The following is a 17,680-nucleotide window of genomic DNA, read 5'->3' on the forward strand; positions in this document are numbered from 1 at the left end:
AGGCATCCATCGCGAAGTGCAGAGGTGACGTATGTGTGGGTTGAGCGGCGAGATCCGGTTCGACGGTGAGGAGGCGGACATCGGTGCCGTGGGACGGATGACCGAGACGATGCACGAACGGGGCCCGGACGGCTCCGGTCTGTGGTCGCTCGGCCCGGTCGCCCTCGGCCACCGCCGCCTGAAGATCATCGACCTTTCGGACAAGGCCGCCCAGCCCATGGTGGACGGCGAACTGGGGCTGGCGGCGGTGTTCAACGGCTGCCTGTACAACTACCGCGAGCTGCGCCAGGAGCTGCGCGGCGCGGGCTACCGGTTCTACTCCACCTCCGACACCGAGGTGCTGGTGAAGGCCTTTCACCGGTGGGGTGCGAGCTGCGTCGAGCGGTTCAAGGGCATGTTCGCCTTCGCCGTCGCCGAGCGCGACACCGGCAGGCTCACCCTGGGCCGCGACCGGCTCGGCATCAAGCCGATGTACCTGACCCGGAACGGCGATCGGCTGCGCTTCGCCTCCACACTGCCCGCGCTGCTCGCCGGCGGCGGCTTGGACACCGGCATCGACCGGGTGGCCCTGCACCACTACATGACCTTCCACTCGCTGGTGCCCGGCGAGCGCACCATCCTCTCGGGCGTGCGCAAGCTGCCCGCGGCCACCGTACGGACCATCGAGGCCGACGGCACCAGCACCGACCTGCGCTACTGGGACCCGGACTACACCCGCTCCGCGCTGTCGGAGCACGCCGGGCTGAGTGCCGCGCAGTGGCGCGAGGCGGTGCGGGAGTCGCTGCGCGCGGCCGTCCGACGGCGGATGGTGGCGGACGTGCCCGTGGGCGTGCTGCTGTCCGGCGGGCTGGACTCCAGCCTGATCGTCGCGCTGCTGGCCGAGGAGGGACAGGAAGGGCTGGCCACCTTCAGCATCGGGTTCGAGTCCGCCGGGGGTGAGCGGGGCGACGAGTTCGCCTACTCCGATCTGGTCGCGCGGCGGTTCGGCACCGACCACCACCGCATCCGCATTCCGGACGGCCGCCTGCTGTCCGGGCTGGAGCAGACGGTGCTGGCGATGAGCGAGCCGATGGTCAGCCACGACTGCGTCGCCTTCCACCTGCTGTCGCAGGAGGTCGCCCAGCACGTCAAGGTCGTGCAGTCCGGGCAGGGCGCAGACGAGGTGTTCGCGGGCTACGACTGGTTCCCGCCGCTGGCCGGCGTACCGCGCGAACAGGCCGCGCCGACGTACCTGAAGGAGTTCGCCGACCGCCCGCACCAGGCGCTCGCGGACATTGTGACGCCCGAGCACCTGCTGGAGCGGGACGCCAGCGGCGACTACATCCGCGAGCACCTGGCCCGGCCGGGCGCGGACACCGCGCTCGACGCGGTGCTGCGCCTGGAGACCACCGCCATGCTTGTGGACGACCCGGTCAAACGGGTCGACAACATGACGATGGCCCACGGCCTGGAGGCGCGTACGCCGTTCCTGGACCACGAGCTGGTCGAGCTGGCCGCAGCCTGCCCCGCCGAGCTCAAGCTGGCCGGCGGAGGCAAGGGCGTGCTCAAGGACGCCGCGCGCGAGATCCTGCCCGCCGAGGTGGTCGACCGGCCGAAGGGCTACTTCCCGGTGCCCGCCATCCGGCACCTCGACGGGCCCTTCCTCGAGCACGTCCGCGACGCGCTCACCAGCCCCGCCGCCCGCTCGCGCGGGCTGTTCAAGCAGTCGTACGTGGACCGCCTGCTCGCCGACCCCGACCGGGACAGGACCACGACCGGCGTCAACTCGCTGTGGCAAATCGGACTCCTGGAGCTATGGCTGCAAGCTCACGACGTGTGACGATCGGGCCCCACACGCACCTGCCGTCGCGGGCGAGCCTTACGGCGTGGAGCTGCTGGACACCGGCCCTGGCGCCGGACGGCGGCTCCGTCGCCTTCGGCAGCGACCTGGACGGCTCGCCCCGCGTGTGGATCCGGCCGCTGCGGCCCGAGGCGCCCGCCAGGCCGGTCGACACCGGCCCGCACCCGGTCGTGGACGTGCACTGGGCGCCGACCGGCGGCCGGCTTGCCGTGCAGCTCGCACCCGGCGGCGGCGAGCACACGCAGGTCTGGACCGTCCGGCCGGACGGCGGCGACCTGCGCCCGCTCGCGGCGCCACCGGGCGGGTCCGCGTCGTTCGTGCGCTGGACCGGGCGGGGCGAGGTGCTCCTGGTCGCCGAGACGGACGCTTCCGGCCGGGCCGAGGCGGTGCTCGCCGACGCCGGCACCGGAGGCCGCCAGGTCGTCGCGGCGGGCACGCTGCTGCGCCCGGCCGCCGTCAGCCGGGACCACGCCACGCTGCTGCTGCGGCGTGGCCCGCGCGGCGCCCGCCGCATGTCGCTGCACGACGTCCGGCACGGCGAGCGGGAGCTGCTGTCGGAGCTGCCCGGCTCCACCGACTACGGCATCCTGTCGCCCGACGGCGGCACCGCCTACCTGCTGTCGGACGCCGGCCGCGACCGGGCGGCGCTGCTGGCCGTGCACCACGACGGCGCCGCCGAGGTGCTGGCCGAGCGGCCGGGAGCGGACCTGGACCAGTTCGCGCTCAGCGCCGACGGGCGCCGCGCCGTCCTGGTGTGGAACGAGCTGGGCCGCTCCGAGCTGGACCTCGTCGATCTCGGCACCGAGACGGTGGTGCACCTGCCGCAACTGCCCGCCGACGTCGTCACCTCGATCCGGATGGCGCTGGACGGCGGCCGGGCGGTCCTCGCCGCGGAGGGGCCAGGGCGCCCGTCGCAGGTGTTCCTGTGCGATCTCCAGAACGGCGCCTTCGAGCCGGTGGCCGGCGAGGGGCTGCTGCCCGACGCGGCGCGGGCGGAGCCGGTGCGCTTCCCCGCACGCGACGGGCTGGAGCTGACGGGGTGGCTGTACCGGCCACCGGACGCCTCGGGGCGGGCGCCGTACGTCGTCTTCCTGCACGGAGGCCCGGAAGACCAGGAGCGCCCCACCTTCAACCCGCTCTTCCAGCACCTGCTCGCCTCGGGCATCGGGGTGTTCGCGCCGAACGTGCGCGGCTCGTCCGGGTTCGGGCGGGCCTTCAGGGAGGCCGACGACCGCGAGCGCCGCTTCCGGGCGATCGACGACGTGGCCGACTGCGCCGCGGAGCTGGACCGGCTCGGACTCGCCGACCCGCGGCGGATCGCCTGCATGGGCTGGTCGTACGGCGGCTATCTGACGCTGGCCGCCCTGGTAGCCCATCCCGCGCTCTTCCGGGCGGGCGTGGACGTGTGCGGCATCGCCGACTTCGAGACCTTCTACGCCCGCACCGAGCCATGGATCGCCGCGGCGGCCGTCAGGGAGTACGGCCATCCGGATGCCGACCGCGACCTGCTGCGGGCCCTGTCGCCGCTGCGCTCCCTCGACCGGGTCCGGGCCCCGCTCCTGGTCGTGCACGGCGCCCGCGACACCAACGTCCCCCTCCACCAGGCCGAACAGGTGATAGAGGCGGCCGCGGCGCTCGGCCTGCCCTGCGACCACCTGGTGTTCGAGGACGAGGGGCACGAGATCCGCCGGGTCTCCAACAGGGTCGCCTACATCACCACCGTCGTGCACTGGCTGGCGGAGCACCTGATCACCCGTTGACAGGGGCCGCGCCGGTGCCCTGGTGTTCGGGGCTGGACCATCGCCCGTCCAGCCGGATGCCGGTTTACTGGGTGACATGTCTCCTTCATCGATCCTCGTCACCGGTGGCACCGGCAAGACGGGGCGGCGGGTGGCCGCCCTGCTGGATCGCCGTGGCGTGCCCGCACGGGTGGCGTCTCGGTCGGGCCCGGCGCGATTCGACTGGGCCGACGAGACGACCTGGGAACCGGCGCTGGCCGGAGTCGGCGCCGTCTATCTGGTCGACTCCCAGGGCGCGGGCGCCGTGGCAGAGGTGCGTGCCTTCGCCGGGCTGGCCGTCGCGCGCGGCGTGGACCGGCTGGTCCTGCTGTCGGCCAGGACCTGGGCCGAGATGGGTGACCCGGCCGGGCTCGCCGTCGAGAACGCGGTGCGCGAAACGGGAGTGGCCTGGACGATTCTGCGGCCGTCCTGGTTCGCCCAGAACTTCAGCGAGGACCCACTCATCGCCGGTCCGGTGGCCCAAGGGGATCTGCGGCTACCCGCCGGTGAGGGGCACGAGCCGTTCATCGACGCCGAGGACATCGCCGAGGTCGCGGTCGCCGCCCTGACCGGCGACGGTCACGCAGGAGAGATCTACGAGCTGTCCGGCCCCAGAGCGCTGACCTGGGGCCAGGCCGTGGCCGAGATCGCCCGCACGACCGGCCGCGCCGTACGCTTCACGCCGATCAGCGACGAGCAGTACCGCGCCGACCTCGCCGCGGCCGGGCTTCCGGACGACTACGCCGAGATCACCTCGGCGCTGTTCGCGCACATCCGCCACGACCGTGGCGCCGCGCTCTCGGACGGCGTGCAACGCGCCCTTGGTCGCGAACCCGCCGACTTCGCCTCCTACGCCCGACGCCTGGCACACGCAGCGGATGTCTGACCGCTCACGCCGCCCTGGCCCGTGCGGGGCCGCGCTCCCCGGCGAGCGCTCCTGGTGAACGTCGAGGAGCGCACCATACAAGCAGCCCCCAGCCCCTCGGAGGCCGGTCGAGCAGCGCCGTCGGAGCCGATGGCGGTCGCCCTCTCGCGTCACGCCCCTGCCGTCGTGATCCGGGCGTCGATGGAGGACGAGGACGAGGTCGAGGCCGAAGGTGAAGCGGTCCAGCGCCCGTTGCAGCGTGTAGGGCAGCGTGGAGTCCGACACGGCGAATGCGCCGGCCTCGCCCAGTGCGGCGAGTCGCGGGAAGCGGCCGTTCATGCGCTCGCCCAGCATCGGGGCGCGTCGCCCGCCCAGCGCCTGCCCGCGCTGGTCTACCTCGCCGAACTGCGGGTTCGCACCGGCCGGGACGACCTCGCGGCCGCGCTGCTCGCCGAAATCGGCGCGCTGGACCTGACCGCGGCCGACCGGGAGACCCTCACCACCGACCTGGCGACCGCGGCCGAACTGGCCGCCGATCTCGGATGAGAACGTGGCGGCGGCCGGCCGTGAACCAGAGGATCAGAGCGGAAGTTCCCCCACGACCTCGCCGTAGAGGACCTCGCCGGTGGGCTTGAAGCCAAGCCTCAGGTAGAACGCCTCCGGCCCGCCCTCACCCTGCTCCCACAGGACCGTGACCCGCCGGTGGCCGCGCCGCTGGGCCTCCTCGCACAGGGCGTGCACGGCGAAGCGGCCGTAGCCTTTGCGCTGCTCGTGCGCGGCGACGTTGAGCCGCCAGATGCCGCAGCGGAAGGCGTCGACCTCGTTGTCAGGGTCGAAGTTGCCCATGATGAACGCGACGGCGCGATCACCGTCGTAGACCAGGCGCGGCCAGGCGGTGTGCCGGGACGCGTAGGCCTCGGCGAGTGAGGCCATCACAGGGGCGACGAAGGGCTCCTGCTCCGGGCTCACCCTGATGTCGACGGCAGTGGAGAGATTCTCCGGCGTGATCTCTTCGAGTCGGGGCACGGCGACAAGGTAGCGCAGCGCGATGGCCGCCAGAAGCCTCGGCGGCGCGAGCTAGGCTGGCACCTCGTGGAGGATCTTCCGGAGGGCTTCGACGAGGACCGCCTGCGAGCCGGACTGCGGGGCTTCGGCTTGCACGCCACGACCATCGGCTACGCCCCGGTCGGCTTCGGCGACTACCACTGGACCGTCACCGACGCCGCAGGTGAGAGATGGTTCGCCACGGTCGCCGACCTGGACCACAAGGAGCACTGCGGGCAAGGGGCCGTGGCGGCGCTGGCCGGCCTGCGGCGGGCCATGGAGACCGCGGCGGTCCTGCGCGAGCGCGACGGGCTCTCCTTCGTGGTGGCGCCTTTACGCGCGCCGAGCGGCGAAACGGTGGTGCCGCTCGACGCCCGCTACGGGCTGAGCGTCTTCCCGTACCTGCCCGGCACGGCCGGGGAGTTCGGCCAGGAGCAGACACCGGAGGAGCGGGGGATGGTCCTCGACCTGCTGGCCGACCTGCACAGTCGCACTCCGCCGGAGCCGGTCCCGGCCATCGCGCCCGCCCTGCCGGGGCGGGCCGGGCTCGAAGCCGCCCTGTCCGAAGCGGCGACGACCTGGCGGGGCGGTCCCTTCTCCGAGCCCGCCCGCGGGCTCGTCGCCGCCCACGCCACCGCCCTGCGCGCCCGCCTGCGGGACTTCGACCGGCTGGACGGCGACGTCCGCGGCCGGGGCGCCGCCCTGGTGGTGACGCACGGCGAGCCGCATCCCGGCAACCTCCTGCTGGGTGACGGCGGCTATCTGCTGGTCGACTGGGACACCGTCGGCCTCGCCGTCCCCGAGCGCGACCTGTCCGTCGTGTCCGCCGACCCCGCCGCCTTCGCCCGCTACACCGAGACGACCGGGCACGCCGTCGACCCGGCCGCCGTCGAGCTCTACCGCCTGCGCTGGGCTCTGTCCGACGTGGCCGACTTCGCCGCCTGGTTCCGCGCCCCGCACACCCGCAATCCCGACACCGAGACGGCCTGGCAGGGCCTCACCCGGACGGTCGAGCACCTCGCCGGGGGGAGCGCAGGCCCGAGATGACCATGTGGATCAGCAACTCGTAGCTCTGGTCCAGCTCCTCGGGCCGCTGGAAGGCGCCCGCCGCCTCCAGCATCCCGAACCCGTGGGTGGCCGCGCGCAGGCAGCGCGCCGCGTGGATCGCCTCGGACCCCTCCAGGTCGTACGCGCGCAACGCGGCGAGCATGATGCCCACGAGGCGCTCGAGCTAATGCCATTAGCCGACGCGGTCAACCCGCCTGGAAGGCCACGTCGCCTGCCGCCGCTCGGCTCGCCAGGCCGACTGTCCGGAATTCGGGTGAAATGATGGGGTCACTCCCGCCATGTAGGTGATGTTCGCATCTCGTACTGACGAAGGAGACCAGCCGTGGGAACCGCCCGTGGATGACGACGACGGTGAGGCGGCCCGGTTCGAGGCCGTCTACCGGGAGACGTACGACCAGATCGCGGCCTACGCCGCGCGCCGCTGTGAATCGCCGCAGGACGCGGCCGACGTCGTGGCCGACACCTTCGCCATCGCCTGGCGCCGGATGGGCGACCTGCCCCGGGGACGGGAGGCCAGGCTCTGGCTGTTCGGCGTGGCGCGCAGGGTGCTGGCCGACCACCGGCGCAGCGCCGTCCGGCGTCGCAGCGTGGAGCTCGACGCCGAGATAGCCGACCTGTACGGGGACGCTCCTGACAGCGGGGTCGAGCTGAGCGCGGTCGCCCAGGTGTTCCGCACCCTGTCCGACGATGACCGCGAGATCCTCTCGCTGGTCGCCTGGGAAGGCCTGGAACGCGAGGAGATCGCCACGATGCTCGGCCTTTCACGCAACGCCGTGCGCATCAGGCTCTATCGAGCCCGCAGGCGCTTCTCGCGCGCCCTCGACGAAGCCAGTGTCCGGTACACCCACGAAACCCGGATGGTCCCGGCCAGGAGGTCGCTATGAGAGACGTCGACGAGCTGCTGAGGCCGCTGGCCCGGGTCGAGCCGGGACGGCCGGACAGCAAGGCGTCCGGCGCGGGGGCTCGGGCGCTGCTGGCCTCGGTCACAGCCCACGAGCGCGATGCCGTTCCCGCCGCGCCGAGGGGCCCGCGCCGGCTCGTGCTGCGGACGGCCTCCGCGGCCGTGCTGACGGCGGGCCTGGTGATGGGGGTCGTGCTGGGGCCGAGCCTGCTGGGCGGAGGTGGCGAGGCGATCTCCTACGCCAACGCCGCGGTGGAGATCCACCGGGAAGGCGACCAGTTCGTCGCCCGCATCAAGGACCCGTTCGCCGACCACGACGAGTACACCGAGGCGTTCCACGCGGTGGGCCTGAGCATCAGGCTGCGCCCGGTGCCGGTCTCACCGGGCGGTGTCGGCGAGATCCTCGGCATGATGATCTCGGCCGGGGACACGCCCGCACCGGAGATCAAGACCGAACCCGAGGGCCCACTGATCGGAGGCGTCAGGCTGTCGATGGACACGGTGCCCAAGGGATGCCGGCCGGGACAGGACGGCGACTGCGTCATGGTGATGCGCGTCCCAGCCGGTTTCACCGGTGACGTGGATGTCCGGCTGGGACGCCAGGCGAAGCCGGGGGAGGAGTACGCGAACTTCGACTCGGCCATGGCGCCGGGCGAGATGTTCGACGGTGTCCGGCTCCGGAACGGCCGCCCGGTGGACGACATCCTGGCCGAGGCGCGCGAGCGCGGCCTGACCGCGACGTTCAGCCTGATCAGGATGGACGAGCGAACCGGCGCCATGACCTCCTTCGAGCCGCTCCCCGCGGATCAGGTCGGACCCGGTTGGACCGTCTGGAACGCCTGGCAGGTGAAGGCCGGAGTCATCAGGTTGCTCGTCACACCCGGACGCCTGCCCGAGAACCCCTTCTACAACGGCAGCGCGCCACCCCCCACCTCCTGACCGACCTCAGGCCGGCACGCCGGCCGGAGTCGATGACGGGCCGGTGAGCCGGCCGTGCAGGCGCCGCGCCTGCCGCACCAGCTCACTGCCGCGCCCCCGGCCCGCCAGCTCGGCGACAACCGCGAGCTCGCCCCGCGCGTCCGCCCACTCGGCCACCTCTGCCGCGAACGTCATCAGCCGGGTGTGCGCGGTCGTGGCCCGCTCGCCCGGCCCCGGCAGGTAGGCCGTCAGCAGGCCCGCCATCACCTGCCACACCTCCCGGTGCGCGCCGTTCTCGGCCGCCTCGCGCAGCGCGGCGAGGGCGCCGGACGGGCCGCCCTCGTCCCGCCGGAGCAGGACGGCCAGCTGCCTGCCGAGCTCCTCGCCCGGCAGGTCGCCGGTGGCGGCCAGGCGCAGCAGCGGGCCCACGGCTCCGCCGTCGGGTCCGATGAGCAGGTAGTAGGCCAGCAGCAGCGCCAGGCCGGGCCCTCCGGGCCCCTCGGCTGCGGCGAACAGGTCGAGGTCCTTGTACGAGGGGCTGGTCAGCGGCCAGTACGACTTCAACGCGTACACGCACCGGGCGGCGGCCAGCTCCCGGTGCCCGGCGAGGACGGCGAGCAGCTGCTCGCTCGACTCGTCCTGAAAGCGAGGAGTGAGGAGATCGCCCAGCACCTGCTCATACTCAGGCCCCGGCACGAACTCGGAGTCGATGCGGGTGTCGCCCTCGTGGGCCGTCCACCGCAGCACCACCTGCGGCTCGGCGGGCCGTTCGGCGAGCCACCGGGCGACCTGGCGTCCCGCCTCCCCGGTCAGCCGCGCCGCCCGCGCGGCGACCTCGCCGGTGACGGTGCGGCGCAGCCGCAGCAACGCCTGCCGCAGGTCCAGCGGCAGCGCGGCCACGCCCGCGCGCTCGTAGCCTTCCAGCCGTTCGACCAGGGCCTCCGGGTCGAGCAGGCCGTTGGCATGGGTGGGGGTGCTCAGCAGGCACGGCGGCAGCCGCCCCGCCACCAGCGCCTGGTAGGCCTCGGCGTAGCGGAAGAGCGGCATGAGCTTCCAGAGAGGGCCATGGGTCATGGCGGGAACCCACGTGCCGGCGGCTGAACGATCGGCGTCCGGGTGGGTCAGCTCCCGGGCCATCGCCGCGGCCCAGTCGGCGCTCGACCACGACCATTCCAGGCGGCGGTCACCCGTGTGGCGTGCCGCGAGCGGAGCCAGGGCGGTGATCAGCCGGTCCCGCTCCTGCCCGCGCCCGGCCGCCAGCCGCACGAAGCCGTCCAGCCAGATCTCGGAACTCAGCCAGTCGTACTCGGACAGGTGGAGCCGCACCAGCTTCTCCGGGTCACGCACCGGCGGCGGCATCCTCGGGGGCTCGGGCACGGGCGGGAGCGGCGACGGGAGGAAACGCGTCGGCTCCGGCTCGGCCGCCGCCTCGCCGCCGAAGGCCGCCGCCAGCTCCGCGCCCTGCCGGGCGGGCAGCATCGCGACGGCGTCCCTGATCGTCTCGGCCCCGAGCGGGCTGAACCGTCCCGCGTGCTTGACGGCCAGTTTCACCGCGCGCTCCCGGGCGTCGGCCGACTCGCACACCAGCGCGGTGGCCAGCGCGGGCGCGTAGGCGTCGAGGTCCCCGGCGGGATCCTTCAGCAGGCGGTCGAGCCAGGCCAGCCCGGCGCGTACGAGCTTGCCCTCGCTGCGGAACAGCAGTCCCTCGACCGCCTCGCCGGCCTGCTCGGGCGGCACCGGCCCCAGGCGGCGGACCTGCTTGAGCGCGAGGTCGGCGACGTTCGCGGGAGCGGAGGGGAGCAACGCGAGGTAGTCGCGCAGGTGCGGTGCGACCTCTTCTCCGGTCGGATCGAGCAGCTCGTGCAGGCGCAGGAAGAACCGCTGGTCGGCCGCCTGACCGCCGCGCAGGAACCGGGTCCGGCAGCCGGCGAGCAGGCTCTCGCGCCCGATCCTGCCGGCGTCGGCCAGCTCGCCCAGGGCGGCGGCCCAGTGCCGGTCGTCACGCAGGAGCCTGCCCGCGCCTTCGGCCTCGAACAGCCTCGGCGCCATCACGTCCAGCAGCGGGTCGGCGGCCAGGTCCGCGGCAGGGGTGGTCGCGATCCAGGCGAGCGTGAGCGGGTCGTGCTCGGGCGGTGTGACTCCGATGCCGCGAAGCAGCTCCAGGGTCAGCCTCACCCGCTTGTCGGCCGGCGGGCGCGAGCTTCGCAGCCGCAACGCCAGCCGTACGGCGAGATCCTCCTGCCAGGCGGCGGGCCTGGCGGCCACGACGCGGACGATCAGCGGGACATCGTCGGCCTCGGGCGGCTCCCAGCCGCGCTCGAGGTCACGCTTGTTGAGCCAGGCCGCGACGCCCGCCGCTCCGGAGATGGCGCCCGCACCCGCGACCCGCATGGGCTCGATCCAGCGGCTGCCGATCTCCTGGGTGACGTGGCTGTACATCTCGGGCATGTCGTAGACCGATCGGCCCATCCGCTGCGCCCGATCCTGGAGTGCCGCCCACCGGGCCTGGCGCTCCAGCTCTCGCTCACCGTCCCTGCGCTCTCCGGCCTCGCGTGCGATCGGCAGGTAACCGGGCAGCTCGCGCGCCACCTCGCGCCGCTGCGCGTCGTCGAATCCCGCGACCAGTGTCGCGACGGCGGCGGCGTCCTCTGCGTCTATCGCCGCGCGTACGTGATCCCAAGCGTTTGTCATGATCGGGACGATAGGGGGGTGCTCCGACAATCCGCCCCCGGGTCATGCCCCACAGCATCCGCTCGGCCCGGTCGACGATGACGGCGCGCACGGATCGCCGGATCGATGGTGTTGGCACCACCGAAATCTAGGCGATCTGCAATGCATCGGCAGGTGCCGGACACTGACCACTGTGTCCGGCACCTGCCCCTAGGAGATCCTGTGACACAGCGAGATCGCTCGACGGCTACGACCCCGATGAGCGGACCGTCGCCGAGGTGGTGGCGGAAGCCCGCAGGAGAGGGTTGCGGGTCACCTTCCAGATCATCGAGCCGCAGAGTGACGGTTTCTCCGTGGATCCCGACAGGCAGTCGGCCGAGGTCGGCGACCACTGGATCGTCTGGGCCGCCGAGCCCGAGCGGGTCGGCACGGTGAGGCTGCTGGTGTCGGAGAAGCGATTGGCGAAGAACCCCGTCACCGGGGATTAGGTTGACATGCAGCCGTTCGGCTGCCTATTGTTCAGGCAGCCGAACGGCTGCATATAAGGGATGGCAGATGGACGAGGTGTTCAAGGCGCTGGCCGACGCCAGCCGCCGGCGGCTGCTGGACCGCCTCAACTCCCGCAACGGGCAGACCCTGCGCGAGCTGTGCGACGGGCTCGACATGGCGCGCCAGTCGGTCAGCAAGCACCTGGCGGTGCTGGAGACCGCAGGCCTGGTGACGTCCGTGCGTCAGGGCAGGGAGAAGCTGCACTACCTCGACGCCGCGCCGATCAACGCAATCGCCGATCGCTGGATCAGCTGCTACGACCGCGAGCGGGCCGGGGCGCTCGCCGACCTCAAGACCGCACTGGAGCAGGAACCGATGGAAACCTCCGCGTTCGTCTACACCACCTACATCAGGACCACGCCCGAACGCCTCTGGCAGGCGCTGACCGACCCGGCGTTCACGCGCCGCTACTGGGGGGTCGCCCTCGAATCGGACTGGCGGGCCGGGTCGGCGATGACGTGGCGGCAGGAAGGCGTCACGATCGCCGACCCCGGCCAGGTCGTCCTGGAGTCGGAGCCCGGCCGCCGGCTGTCCTACACCTGGCACACGTTCACGCCCGAGTTCGCCCAGGCCGTCGGCCTGAGCGAGGAGGTCCTGGCCAAGCTGGCCGCCGAAGGCCGGTCGAAGGTGACGTTCGACCTCGAACCGCACGGCGACACGGTCAAGCTGACCGTCGTCCACGACGGCTTCGACCCCGGCAGCACGGTGCGCGAGATGGTCGGTCAGGGCTGGCCCGAGCTGCTGTCCAGCCTCAAGACCCTGCTCGAAACCGGCGCCCCCCTCGCCGCGGAAGCCGCACAGGCCGGCGCGTGACCGCGCGCCTCACCCGGCTCCGCTCCGGTCAGTTCGGGAGCTGGAGCCGCATGGCGGGGTCGCCCGTGCGGTCGAACCCCAGCGAGCGGTAGAGCGGCTCGCCCTCCTCGGACGCGCGCAGGAAGACCGTCGCGATGCCGCGGTCGCGGTACCAGCCGAGCAGGGCCGTCACGCACTGCCGCGAGTAGCCGCGTCGCCGCTGGTCCGGGTCGGTGGCGACGCTGTAGACGTAACCGCACGTCCCGGCGGGGTTGCCCGGCCCGCCGAGCCGCTGGTCGACGGCGCCGACCGCGCAGGCGGCCAGCGCGCCCGGCCGGTCGGGCCGGTCCACGACGAAGGCGGCCATGGTCGTATCCGGCTCGTCCAGCCGGGCCCTCAGCATGTCGGCCGCCGCCTGCCGCCAATCCTCGCCGACCGGCTCCCGCCCGCTCATGTGAGCGAGCAGCACGGCCCGCAGCCGCACCAGCTCCTCGGCGTCCGCCGCCGTCGCCCTCCGCGCTTCACCCATCGGCGAGATGTTAGTCGCGGCCGCCGTGCAGGGACAACGGCTGATCATGGCTGCCTCGATCGACTCGACCGTCGCGGTGTTGATCTCGTGATGCATCCCGAAGTCGTCGCAGCCGAGGATGAGCACCCGGGCGTCCGGCGGGAAACCGGGCAGTTCGTTCGAGGTGACGTTCAACCCACCGGCATGTCGCCGTAGATCCGGCCGTTTCCCGTTCGTGTAGAGGGTGACAGGACGACCCAGCGGAGGAGAACACCCATGACCGAACCTCGAATCCTGCTGACCGACCTCGTGATCGGCGAGTCGCCCCGCTGGCACGAGGACCGGCTCTGGCTCTGCAACTGGGGGGCGCACGAGATCATCGCCGTCGACCTCGACGGCGCCAGCGAGGTCGTCACCCGCGATCCGGAGATCAGCCCGCACTCCATCGAGTGGCTGCCCGACGGCCGCCAGCTGATCGTGCCGAAGAACGCCGAGCCCAAGAGGCGTCTCCTGCGCCGGGAGCCCGACGGTTCGCTGGTCGGTCACGCCGACCTGAGCGGCCTGCCCAGCGGGTTCAACGAGATCGTCGTCGACCACCGCGGCAACATCTACGTCAACGGCGCCGACTTCGACTTCCTGGCCTTCCTCGAACGTCTCCAGAGCGAGGGCCCCGACGCGATGCGTGCCCCGATGCGGGAAAGGCCGGACTTCGTCCCCGGGTACATCGCGCTGATCACCCCCGACGGCACGGCCCGCGTGGTCGCCGAGGGCATCGAGTTCCCCAACGGGATGGTGGTGACTCCCGACAACGCCACGCTGATCATCTCGGAGTCGTTCGCCGGCAGGCTCACCGCCTTCGACATCGCCGCCGACGGCGGCCTGTCGAACCGCCGGGTCTGGGCCGACGGCCTCGGCCCCGACAGCATCTGCCTCGACGCCGAGGGCGCCGTGTGGACGTCCACCGCCGAGAACGAGTGCGTACGGGTCCGCGAAGGCGGCGAGGTGCTGCAACGGATCGAGCTCGACCGCGGCCCGTTCGCCTGCATGCTCGGCGGCCCCGACCGCAGGACGCTGTTCATCCTGGCGGCCCGGTGGAACCCGGCGGACCCGTTCGGCGGGCCCAGGACCGGCCAAGTGCTCGCCGTCCCCGCGCCCGCGCCGGGCGCCGGCCGCCCCTGACGCGCCGCACGCCGATCGGCCGGGGGTGCCTGGCGCGCCTTCGGCCGCCTGCCCGCCGCCCGGATGGCGGGCGCGACATGAAGAGAGCCCGGCGAGGCGGGTCTCCTCGCCGAGCTCTCGCGGGCCCCCGTCAGGCTCGATCGGTCAGCGGACCATGTCGCCGCCAACGGCCGCGGACCGTCCGTGGTTCTTGTCCACCGCAAGTCCATGCTGGCCTGACGCCCTGGACAGAACCTTGTTGAATCCTTGTCGCCCGTCTGTTCTGCTGTCTTCTGGGGACCCGACGAGAAGGCGGAGTGGTGCATGGCCGAGTTCCGGCTGCTGGGTCCGATGGAGATCAGCACGGCGGGCGGCCCCCTGGACCCCGGCCCGCCCCAGCGCCGCGCCGTGCTCGCCGCGCTGCTCGTCGACGCGGGCCGGCCGGTCTCGGTGGAGAGGCTGATCGACCGGGTCTGGGACGGCGAGCCGCCGCCCAAGGCGCGCGAGACGTTGTACGCGCACATCACCAGGGTGCGCGCCATGCGGCTGGGGGTGGCACGCCTGCCGTCCGGATACGTGCTCGACGTCGACAGGAACGACGTCGACCTCCACCGGTTCCGCGACCTGCTCGACCGGGCCAGGGAGCCGGACGTCGCCGACGCCGAACGGGTCGCGATGCTGCGCCGGGCCATCCACCTGTGGCGGGGGACCCCGCTGGCGGAGCTGCCCTCCCAGTGGGCCTCACAGGTGCGAGAAGGGCTCATCCGGCAGCGGATCGGCGCGCTGACGCTGTGGGCGCGGGCCGAGACCCGGCTGGGCAGGCCCGACGTGGTGATCGACCGGCTGCGCGACGCGGTCGCCGAGCACCCGCTGGCCGAGTCGCTGGCCGGTGAGCTGATCCGGGCGCTGTGCCTGGGCGGGCGCACCGCCGAGGCGCTGGACTGCTACGCCATGACCCGCCGCCACCTGATCGACGAGCTGGGCGCCGAGCCGGGGCCCGAACTGCGCGCCCTGCACCTGGCGGTGCTGCGCGGCTCTGTCGGCCGCCCGGAGGCCGCGCCGGGCGCCGCGCGGGCGGTCCCGGCCCAGTTACCGGCCGACGTGCCGGCGTTCACCGGACGGGCGGTAGAGCTGTCGGAGCTGTCGGAGCTCCTCATCGGGCCGGGGAGGGAGTCGGCGGTGGTGATCACCGCGCTGTCCGGCACCGCCGGGGTGGGCAAGACCGCCCTCGCCGTACGCTGGGCGCACCAGGCGCGCGAGGCGTTCCCGGGCGGGCAGCTCTACGTGAACCTGCGCGGCTACGATCCCGAGCAGCCCGTGGCGCCGGCCGACGCGCTCGCCGGGTTCCTGGCGGCACTCGGGGTGAGCGGGCAGGAGATCCCGCTCGACCTGGAGGAGCGGGCCGCGCGCTACCGGACCGAGCTCAGCGGGCGGCGGGTGCTGATCGTCCTGGACAACGCCTCGTCGGTGGAGCAGGTCCGCCCGCTGCTGCCGGGCACACCGGCCTGCGCGGTACTGGTGACCAGCCGGGACTCCCTGGCCGGGCTCGTGGCCGTGCACGGCGCCCATCGGCTGACCATCGGAGCGCTGCCCCCCGCCGACGCGATCGCCCTGCTGGGGACCCTCATCGGGCGGCGGGCCGGGGCGGCGCCCGAAGCCGTCGCGGTGCTGGCCGAGCAGTGCGCGCGGCTGCCGCTGGCGCTGCGGGTGGCCGCCGAGCTGGCCGTCGCCCGGCCCGCCGACTCGCTGCGGGCGCTGGTCGAGGAGCTGGCCGATCACCGGCGGCGGCTGGACCTGCTCGACGCCGGAGGGGATTCGCGGGCCGCGGTCCGCGCCGTGTTCTCCTGGTCCTACCAGCGGCTGCCCGCCGCGGTCGGCCGCGCCTTCTGCCTGCTGGGCCTGCACCCCGGCCCCCACTTCGACGTGCAGGCCGCCGCGGCGCTGGCCGGCGAGCCGCCCGCCCGGGTCCGCCCCGTCCTCGACCACCTGGCCCGAGCGCACCTGATCCAACCGGCCCGCACCGGCCGCTACGCCATGCACGACCTGCTGCGCGCCTACGCCATCTGGCGGGCCGACGCCCAGATCAAGGACCTGGACCAGGAGGCCGCACGGGGCCGCCTGCTCGACCACTACCTGTCCGCCGCCGGGGTCGCGGTGGACTCGCTCTACCCGGAGAACCCCGCCCCGGCCGAGCGCTTGACCAGCGCCGACGCCCTGGCCTGGCTCGACACCGAACGCCCTGTCCTGCTGGCGGTGGCCGCGCGGGCCCGCTCGGTCCGGCTCGCCATGACCCTGCATCGTTACCTGGAGAGCGGCGGGCACTTCGCCGAGGCCCTCCTGCTCCACACCCGCGCCCACCAGGCGGCCCGGCAGGCCGGCGACCCGCGTGGCGAGGCCGACGTGCTCACCTGCCTCGGGGTGATCCACCGGCGTCTCGCCCAGTACGCGGACGCCGCCACCCACCACCACAGCGCCCTGGCCCTCTACCGGCGCATCGGCGACCGGATCGGCGAGGCCCGCAGCCTGACCAACATCGGCATCGTGCACGAGCTGCGCGGCCGGTACGACCAGGCCGCCGGCCACCACGAGCTCGCGGTGACCCTGTTCCGCGAGGGAGGCGACGGGGTGGGGGAGGCCGACGCCCTGAACAACCTGGGCATCGTGCGCGAACTGCTCAACGACTACACCGGTTCGGCGGCTCACCACCGGCAGGCCCTGGCCCTCTACCGCGAGCTGGGTCAGCGCAGCGGCGAGGCCAAGGCGCTGGGCAACCTCGGCATCGTGCACGCCAGGCTCGGTGACCCCGAGACCGCGGCCGACCACTACCGGCAGGCCCTCCTGATCTTCCGCGAGCTCGGCGTCCGCAGCGGCGAGGCGCACGCGCTCACCAACCTCGGCGACGCCCACACCCGGCTGGGCCGGTACGAGGCGGCCGCCGACCACCAACGACGGGCACTCGACCTGTTCAGGCGGATCGGCGAGCGGTACGGCGAGGCCGGCGCGCTCAACGGGCTCGGCGAGGCGCTGGCCGGCGGCGGGCAGGCAGGCGAGGCGATCGCCACGCACGCCGCCGCGCTGACCCTGGCGGGCGAGATCAGCGAGCACGAGGAGCAGGCCCGCGCCCACCTCGGCCTGGCGGAGATCCACCAGGCCGCGGGCCGCCCCGGCGAGGCCCGCGAACACTGGGCGGGCGCCCTGGCCATCTACACGGCGATCGGCTCCCCGCACGCCGCCGCCGTCCGCGACCGCCTGGCCGCACTCGACGGGTGACTCACCAGGTGACGTGCAGGGCCGCGGGCCCGACGTCCACCCCGCTGCGGACCCACTCGATCTGGTCGGCAGGCTGCTGGAGCTTGAGCCCGCGATCGTCTGGCCCGGATCTCCCGCTCCTGCAGGGCCAGATCGGCGTCGATCCCGGTCAGGATGCCGGGCAGCTCCATGGTCCGGTCGTCGGCGACGGCGTCCCGGGCCTCGTCCAGGCTCAGCCCGAGCTCGACGAGGCGGCGGACCCGCGCCAGGGCGACGGCATCCCGGATCCCGTACTCGCGGTAGCCGTTGGCGCGGCGCGACGGCTCGGGCAGGACTAGTG

At 73.4% G+C, this 17,680-nt stretch carries 16 protein-coding genes; 11 read left to right on the plus strand and 5 right to left on the minus strand.

Annotated elements, in window-relative coordinates; translation table 11 throughout:
• Nucleotides 1-31: 31 nt before the first annotated feature.
• From V5E28_RS36630 to V5E28_RS36645, 4 genes are all read left to right on the plus strand, one after another.
• Complete coding sequence (locus V5E28_RS36630; protein WP_336213914.1) at nt 32-1,819, plus strand: N-acetylglutaminylglutamine amidotransferase; 1,788 nt, start codon at nt 32-34, stop codon at nt 1,817-1,819.
• Nucleotides 1,816-3,600 (plus strand): S9 family peptidase, encoded by a 1,785-nt coding sequence (locus V5E28_RS36635; protein ID WP_336213915.1) that lies wholly within the window; start codon nt 1,816-1,818, stop codon nt 3,598-3,600. The genes V5E28_RS36630 and V5E28_RS36635 overlap by 4 nt, the downstream gene beginning before the upstream one ends.
• Nucleotides 3,601-3,676: 76 nt before the next feature.
• Nucleotides 3,677-4,504: an NmrA family NAD(P)-binding protein gene (locus V5E28_RS36640; RefSeq protein ID WP_336213916.1), complete on the plus strand. Its 828-nt coding sequence runs from the start codon at nt 3,677-3,679 to the stop codon at nt 4,502-4,504.
• Nucleotides 4,505-4,558: 54 nt separating this feature from the next.
• Nucleotides 4,559-5,029 (plus strand): hypothetical protein, encoded by a 471-nt coding sequence (locus V5E28_RS36645; RefSeq protein ID WP_336213918.1) that lies wholly within the window; start codon nt 4,559-4,561, stop codon nt 5,027-5,029.
• Between the two features lie 33 nt (nt 5,030-5,062).
• Here the strand turns inward: V5E28_RS36645 and V5E28_RS36650 are convergent, their stop codons facing one another.
• On the minus strand, nt 5,063-5,509 hold the full coding sequence (locus tag V5E28_RS36650) for a GNAT family N-acetyltransferase (RefSeq protein ID WP_336213919.1): 447 nt from the start codon (nt 5,507-5,509) through the stop codon (nt 5,063-5,065).
• Between the two features lie 66 nt (nt 5,510-5,575).
• Between V5E28_RS36650 and V5E28_RS36655 the strand changes: the two genes are divergently transcribed.
• The gene (locus V5E28_RS36655) at nt 5,576-6,574 is read left to right on the plus strand and encodes a phosphotransferase (RefSeq protein WP_336213920.1); all 999 of its coding nucleotides are present in this window, start codon (nt 5,576-5,578) and stop codon (nt 6,572-6,574) included.
• Here the strand turns inward: V5E28_RS36655 and V5E28_RS36660 are convergent.
• Nucleotides 6,525-6,746, minus strand: a complete 222-nt coding sequence (locus V5E28_RS36660) for a TetR-like C-terminal domain-containing protein (protein ID WP_336213921.1) — start codon at nt 6,744-6,746, stop codon at nt 6,525-6,527. The two genes, V5E28_RS36655 and V5E28_RS36660, sit on opposite strands and share 50 nt — an antisense overlap.
• Before the next feature lie 184 nt (nt 6,747-6,930).
• Between V5E28_RS36660 and V5E28_RS36665 the strand changes: the two genes are divergently transcribed.
• Both V5E28_RS36665 and V5E28_RS36670 read left to right on the plus strand, forming a co-directional pair.
• The gene (locus V5E28_RS36665; RefSeq protein ID WP_336213923.1) at nt 6,931-7,479 is read left to right on the plus strand and encodes an RNA polymerase sigma factor; all 549 of its coding nucleotides are present in this window, start codon (nt 6,931-6,933) and stop codon (nt 7,477-7,479) included.
• A complete protein-coding gene (locus V5E28_RS36670; protein WP_336213925.1) occupies nt 7,476-8,435 on the plus strand; it encodes a hypothetical protein in 960 nt (319 codons plus the stop codon). The genes V5E28_RS36665 and V5E28_RS36670 overlap by 4 nt, the downstream gene beginning before the upstream one ends.
• Nucleotides 8,436-8,441: 6 nt before the next feature.
• Here the strand turns inward: V5E28_RS36670 and V5E28_RS36675 are convergent, their stop codons facing one another.
• On the minus strand, nt 8,442-11,105 hold the full coding sequence (locus V5E28_RS36675; protein ID WP_336213927.1) for a DUF7824 domain-containing protein: 2,664 nt from the start codon (nt 11,103-11,105) through the stop codon (nt 8,442-8,444).
• Nucleotides 11,106-11,362: 257 nt separating this feature from the next.
• Between V5E28_RS36675 and V5E28_RS36680 the strand changes: the two genes are divergently transcribed.
• Together V5E28_RS36680 and V5E28_RS36685 are read left to right on the plus strand one after the other, a co-directional pair.
• Complete coding sequence (locus V5E28_RS36680; protein ID WP_336213929.1) at nt 11,363-11,572, plus strand: hypothetical protein; 210 nt, start codon at nt 11,363-11,365, stop codon at nt 11,570-11,572.
• 67 nt (nt 11,573-11,639) lie between these two features.
• A complete protein-coding gene (locus tag V5E28_RS36685) occupies nt 11,640-12,446 on the plus strand; it encodes an ArsR/SmtB family transcription factor (RefSeq protein WP_336213931.1) in 807 nt (268 codons plus the stop codon).
• Nucleotides 12,447-12,474: 28 nt separating this feature from the next.
• Here V5E28_RS36685 and V5E28_RS36690 read toward each other — a convergent pair whose 3' ends face one another.
• A complete protein-coding gene (locus V5E28_RS36690) occupies nt 12,475-13,128 on the minus strand; it encodes a GNAT family N-acetyltransferase (RefSeq protein WP_336213933.1) in 654 nt (217 codons plus the stop codon).
• An 81-nt stretch (nt 13,129-13,209) separates the two neighbouring features.
• Between V5E28_RS36690 and V5E28_RS36695 the strand changes: the two genes are divergently transcribed.
• Together V5E28_RS36695 and V5E28_RS36700 are read left to right on the plus strand one after the other, a co-directional pair.
• Complete coding sequence (locus tag V5E28_RS36695) at nt 13,210-14,112, plus strand: SMP-30/gluconolactonase/LRE family protein (RefSeq protein WP_336213934.1); 903 nt, start codon at nt 13,210-13,212, stop codon at nt 14,110-14,112.
• 303 nt (nt 14,113-14,415) lie between these two features.
• Nucleotides 14,416-17,361 carry an AfsR/SARP family transcriptional regulator gene (locus V5E28_RS36700; RefSeq protein ID WP_336213936.1) on the plus strand — a complete coding sequence of 982 codons (2,946 nt, stop codon included), beginning with the start codon at nt 14,416-14,418 and terminating at the stop codon, nt 17,359-17,361.
• Here the strand turns inward: V5E28_RS36700 and V5E28_RS36705 are convergent.
• A partial coding sequence (locus tag V5E28_RS36705; RefSeq protein WP_336213938.1) for a MerR family transcriptional regulator occupies nt 17,295-17,680 on the minus strand: 386 nt, incomplete at its 5' end. The genes V5E28_RS36700 and V5E28_RS36705 overlap by 67 nt on opposite strands.

The sequence above is a fragment of the Nonomuraea sp. LPB2021202275-12-8 genome, assembly GCF_037044575.1.
In the GTDB taxonomy this organism is placed as follows: Bacteria; Actinomycetota; Actinomycetes; order Streptosporangiales; family Streptosporangiaceae; genus Nonomuraea.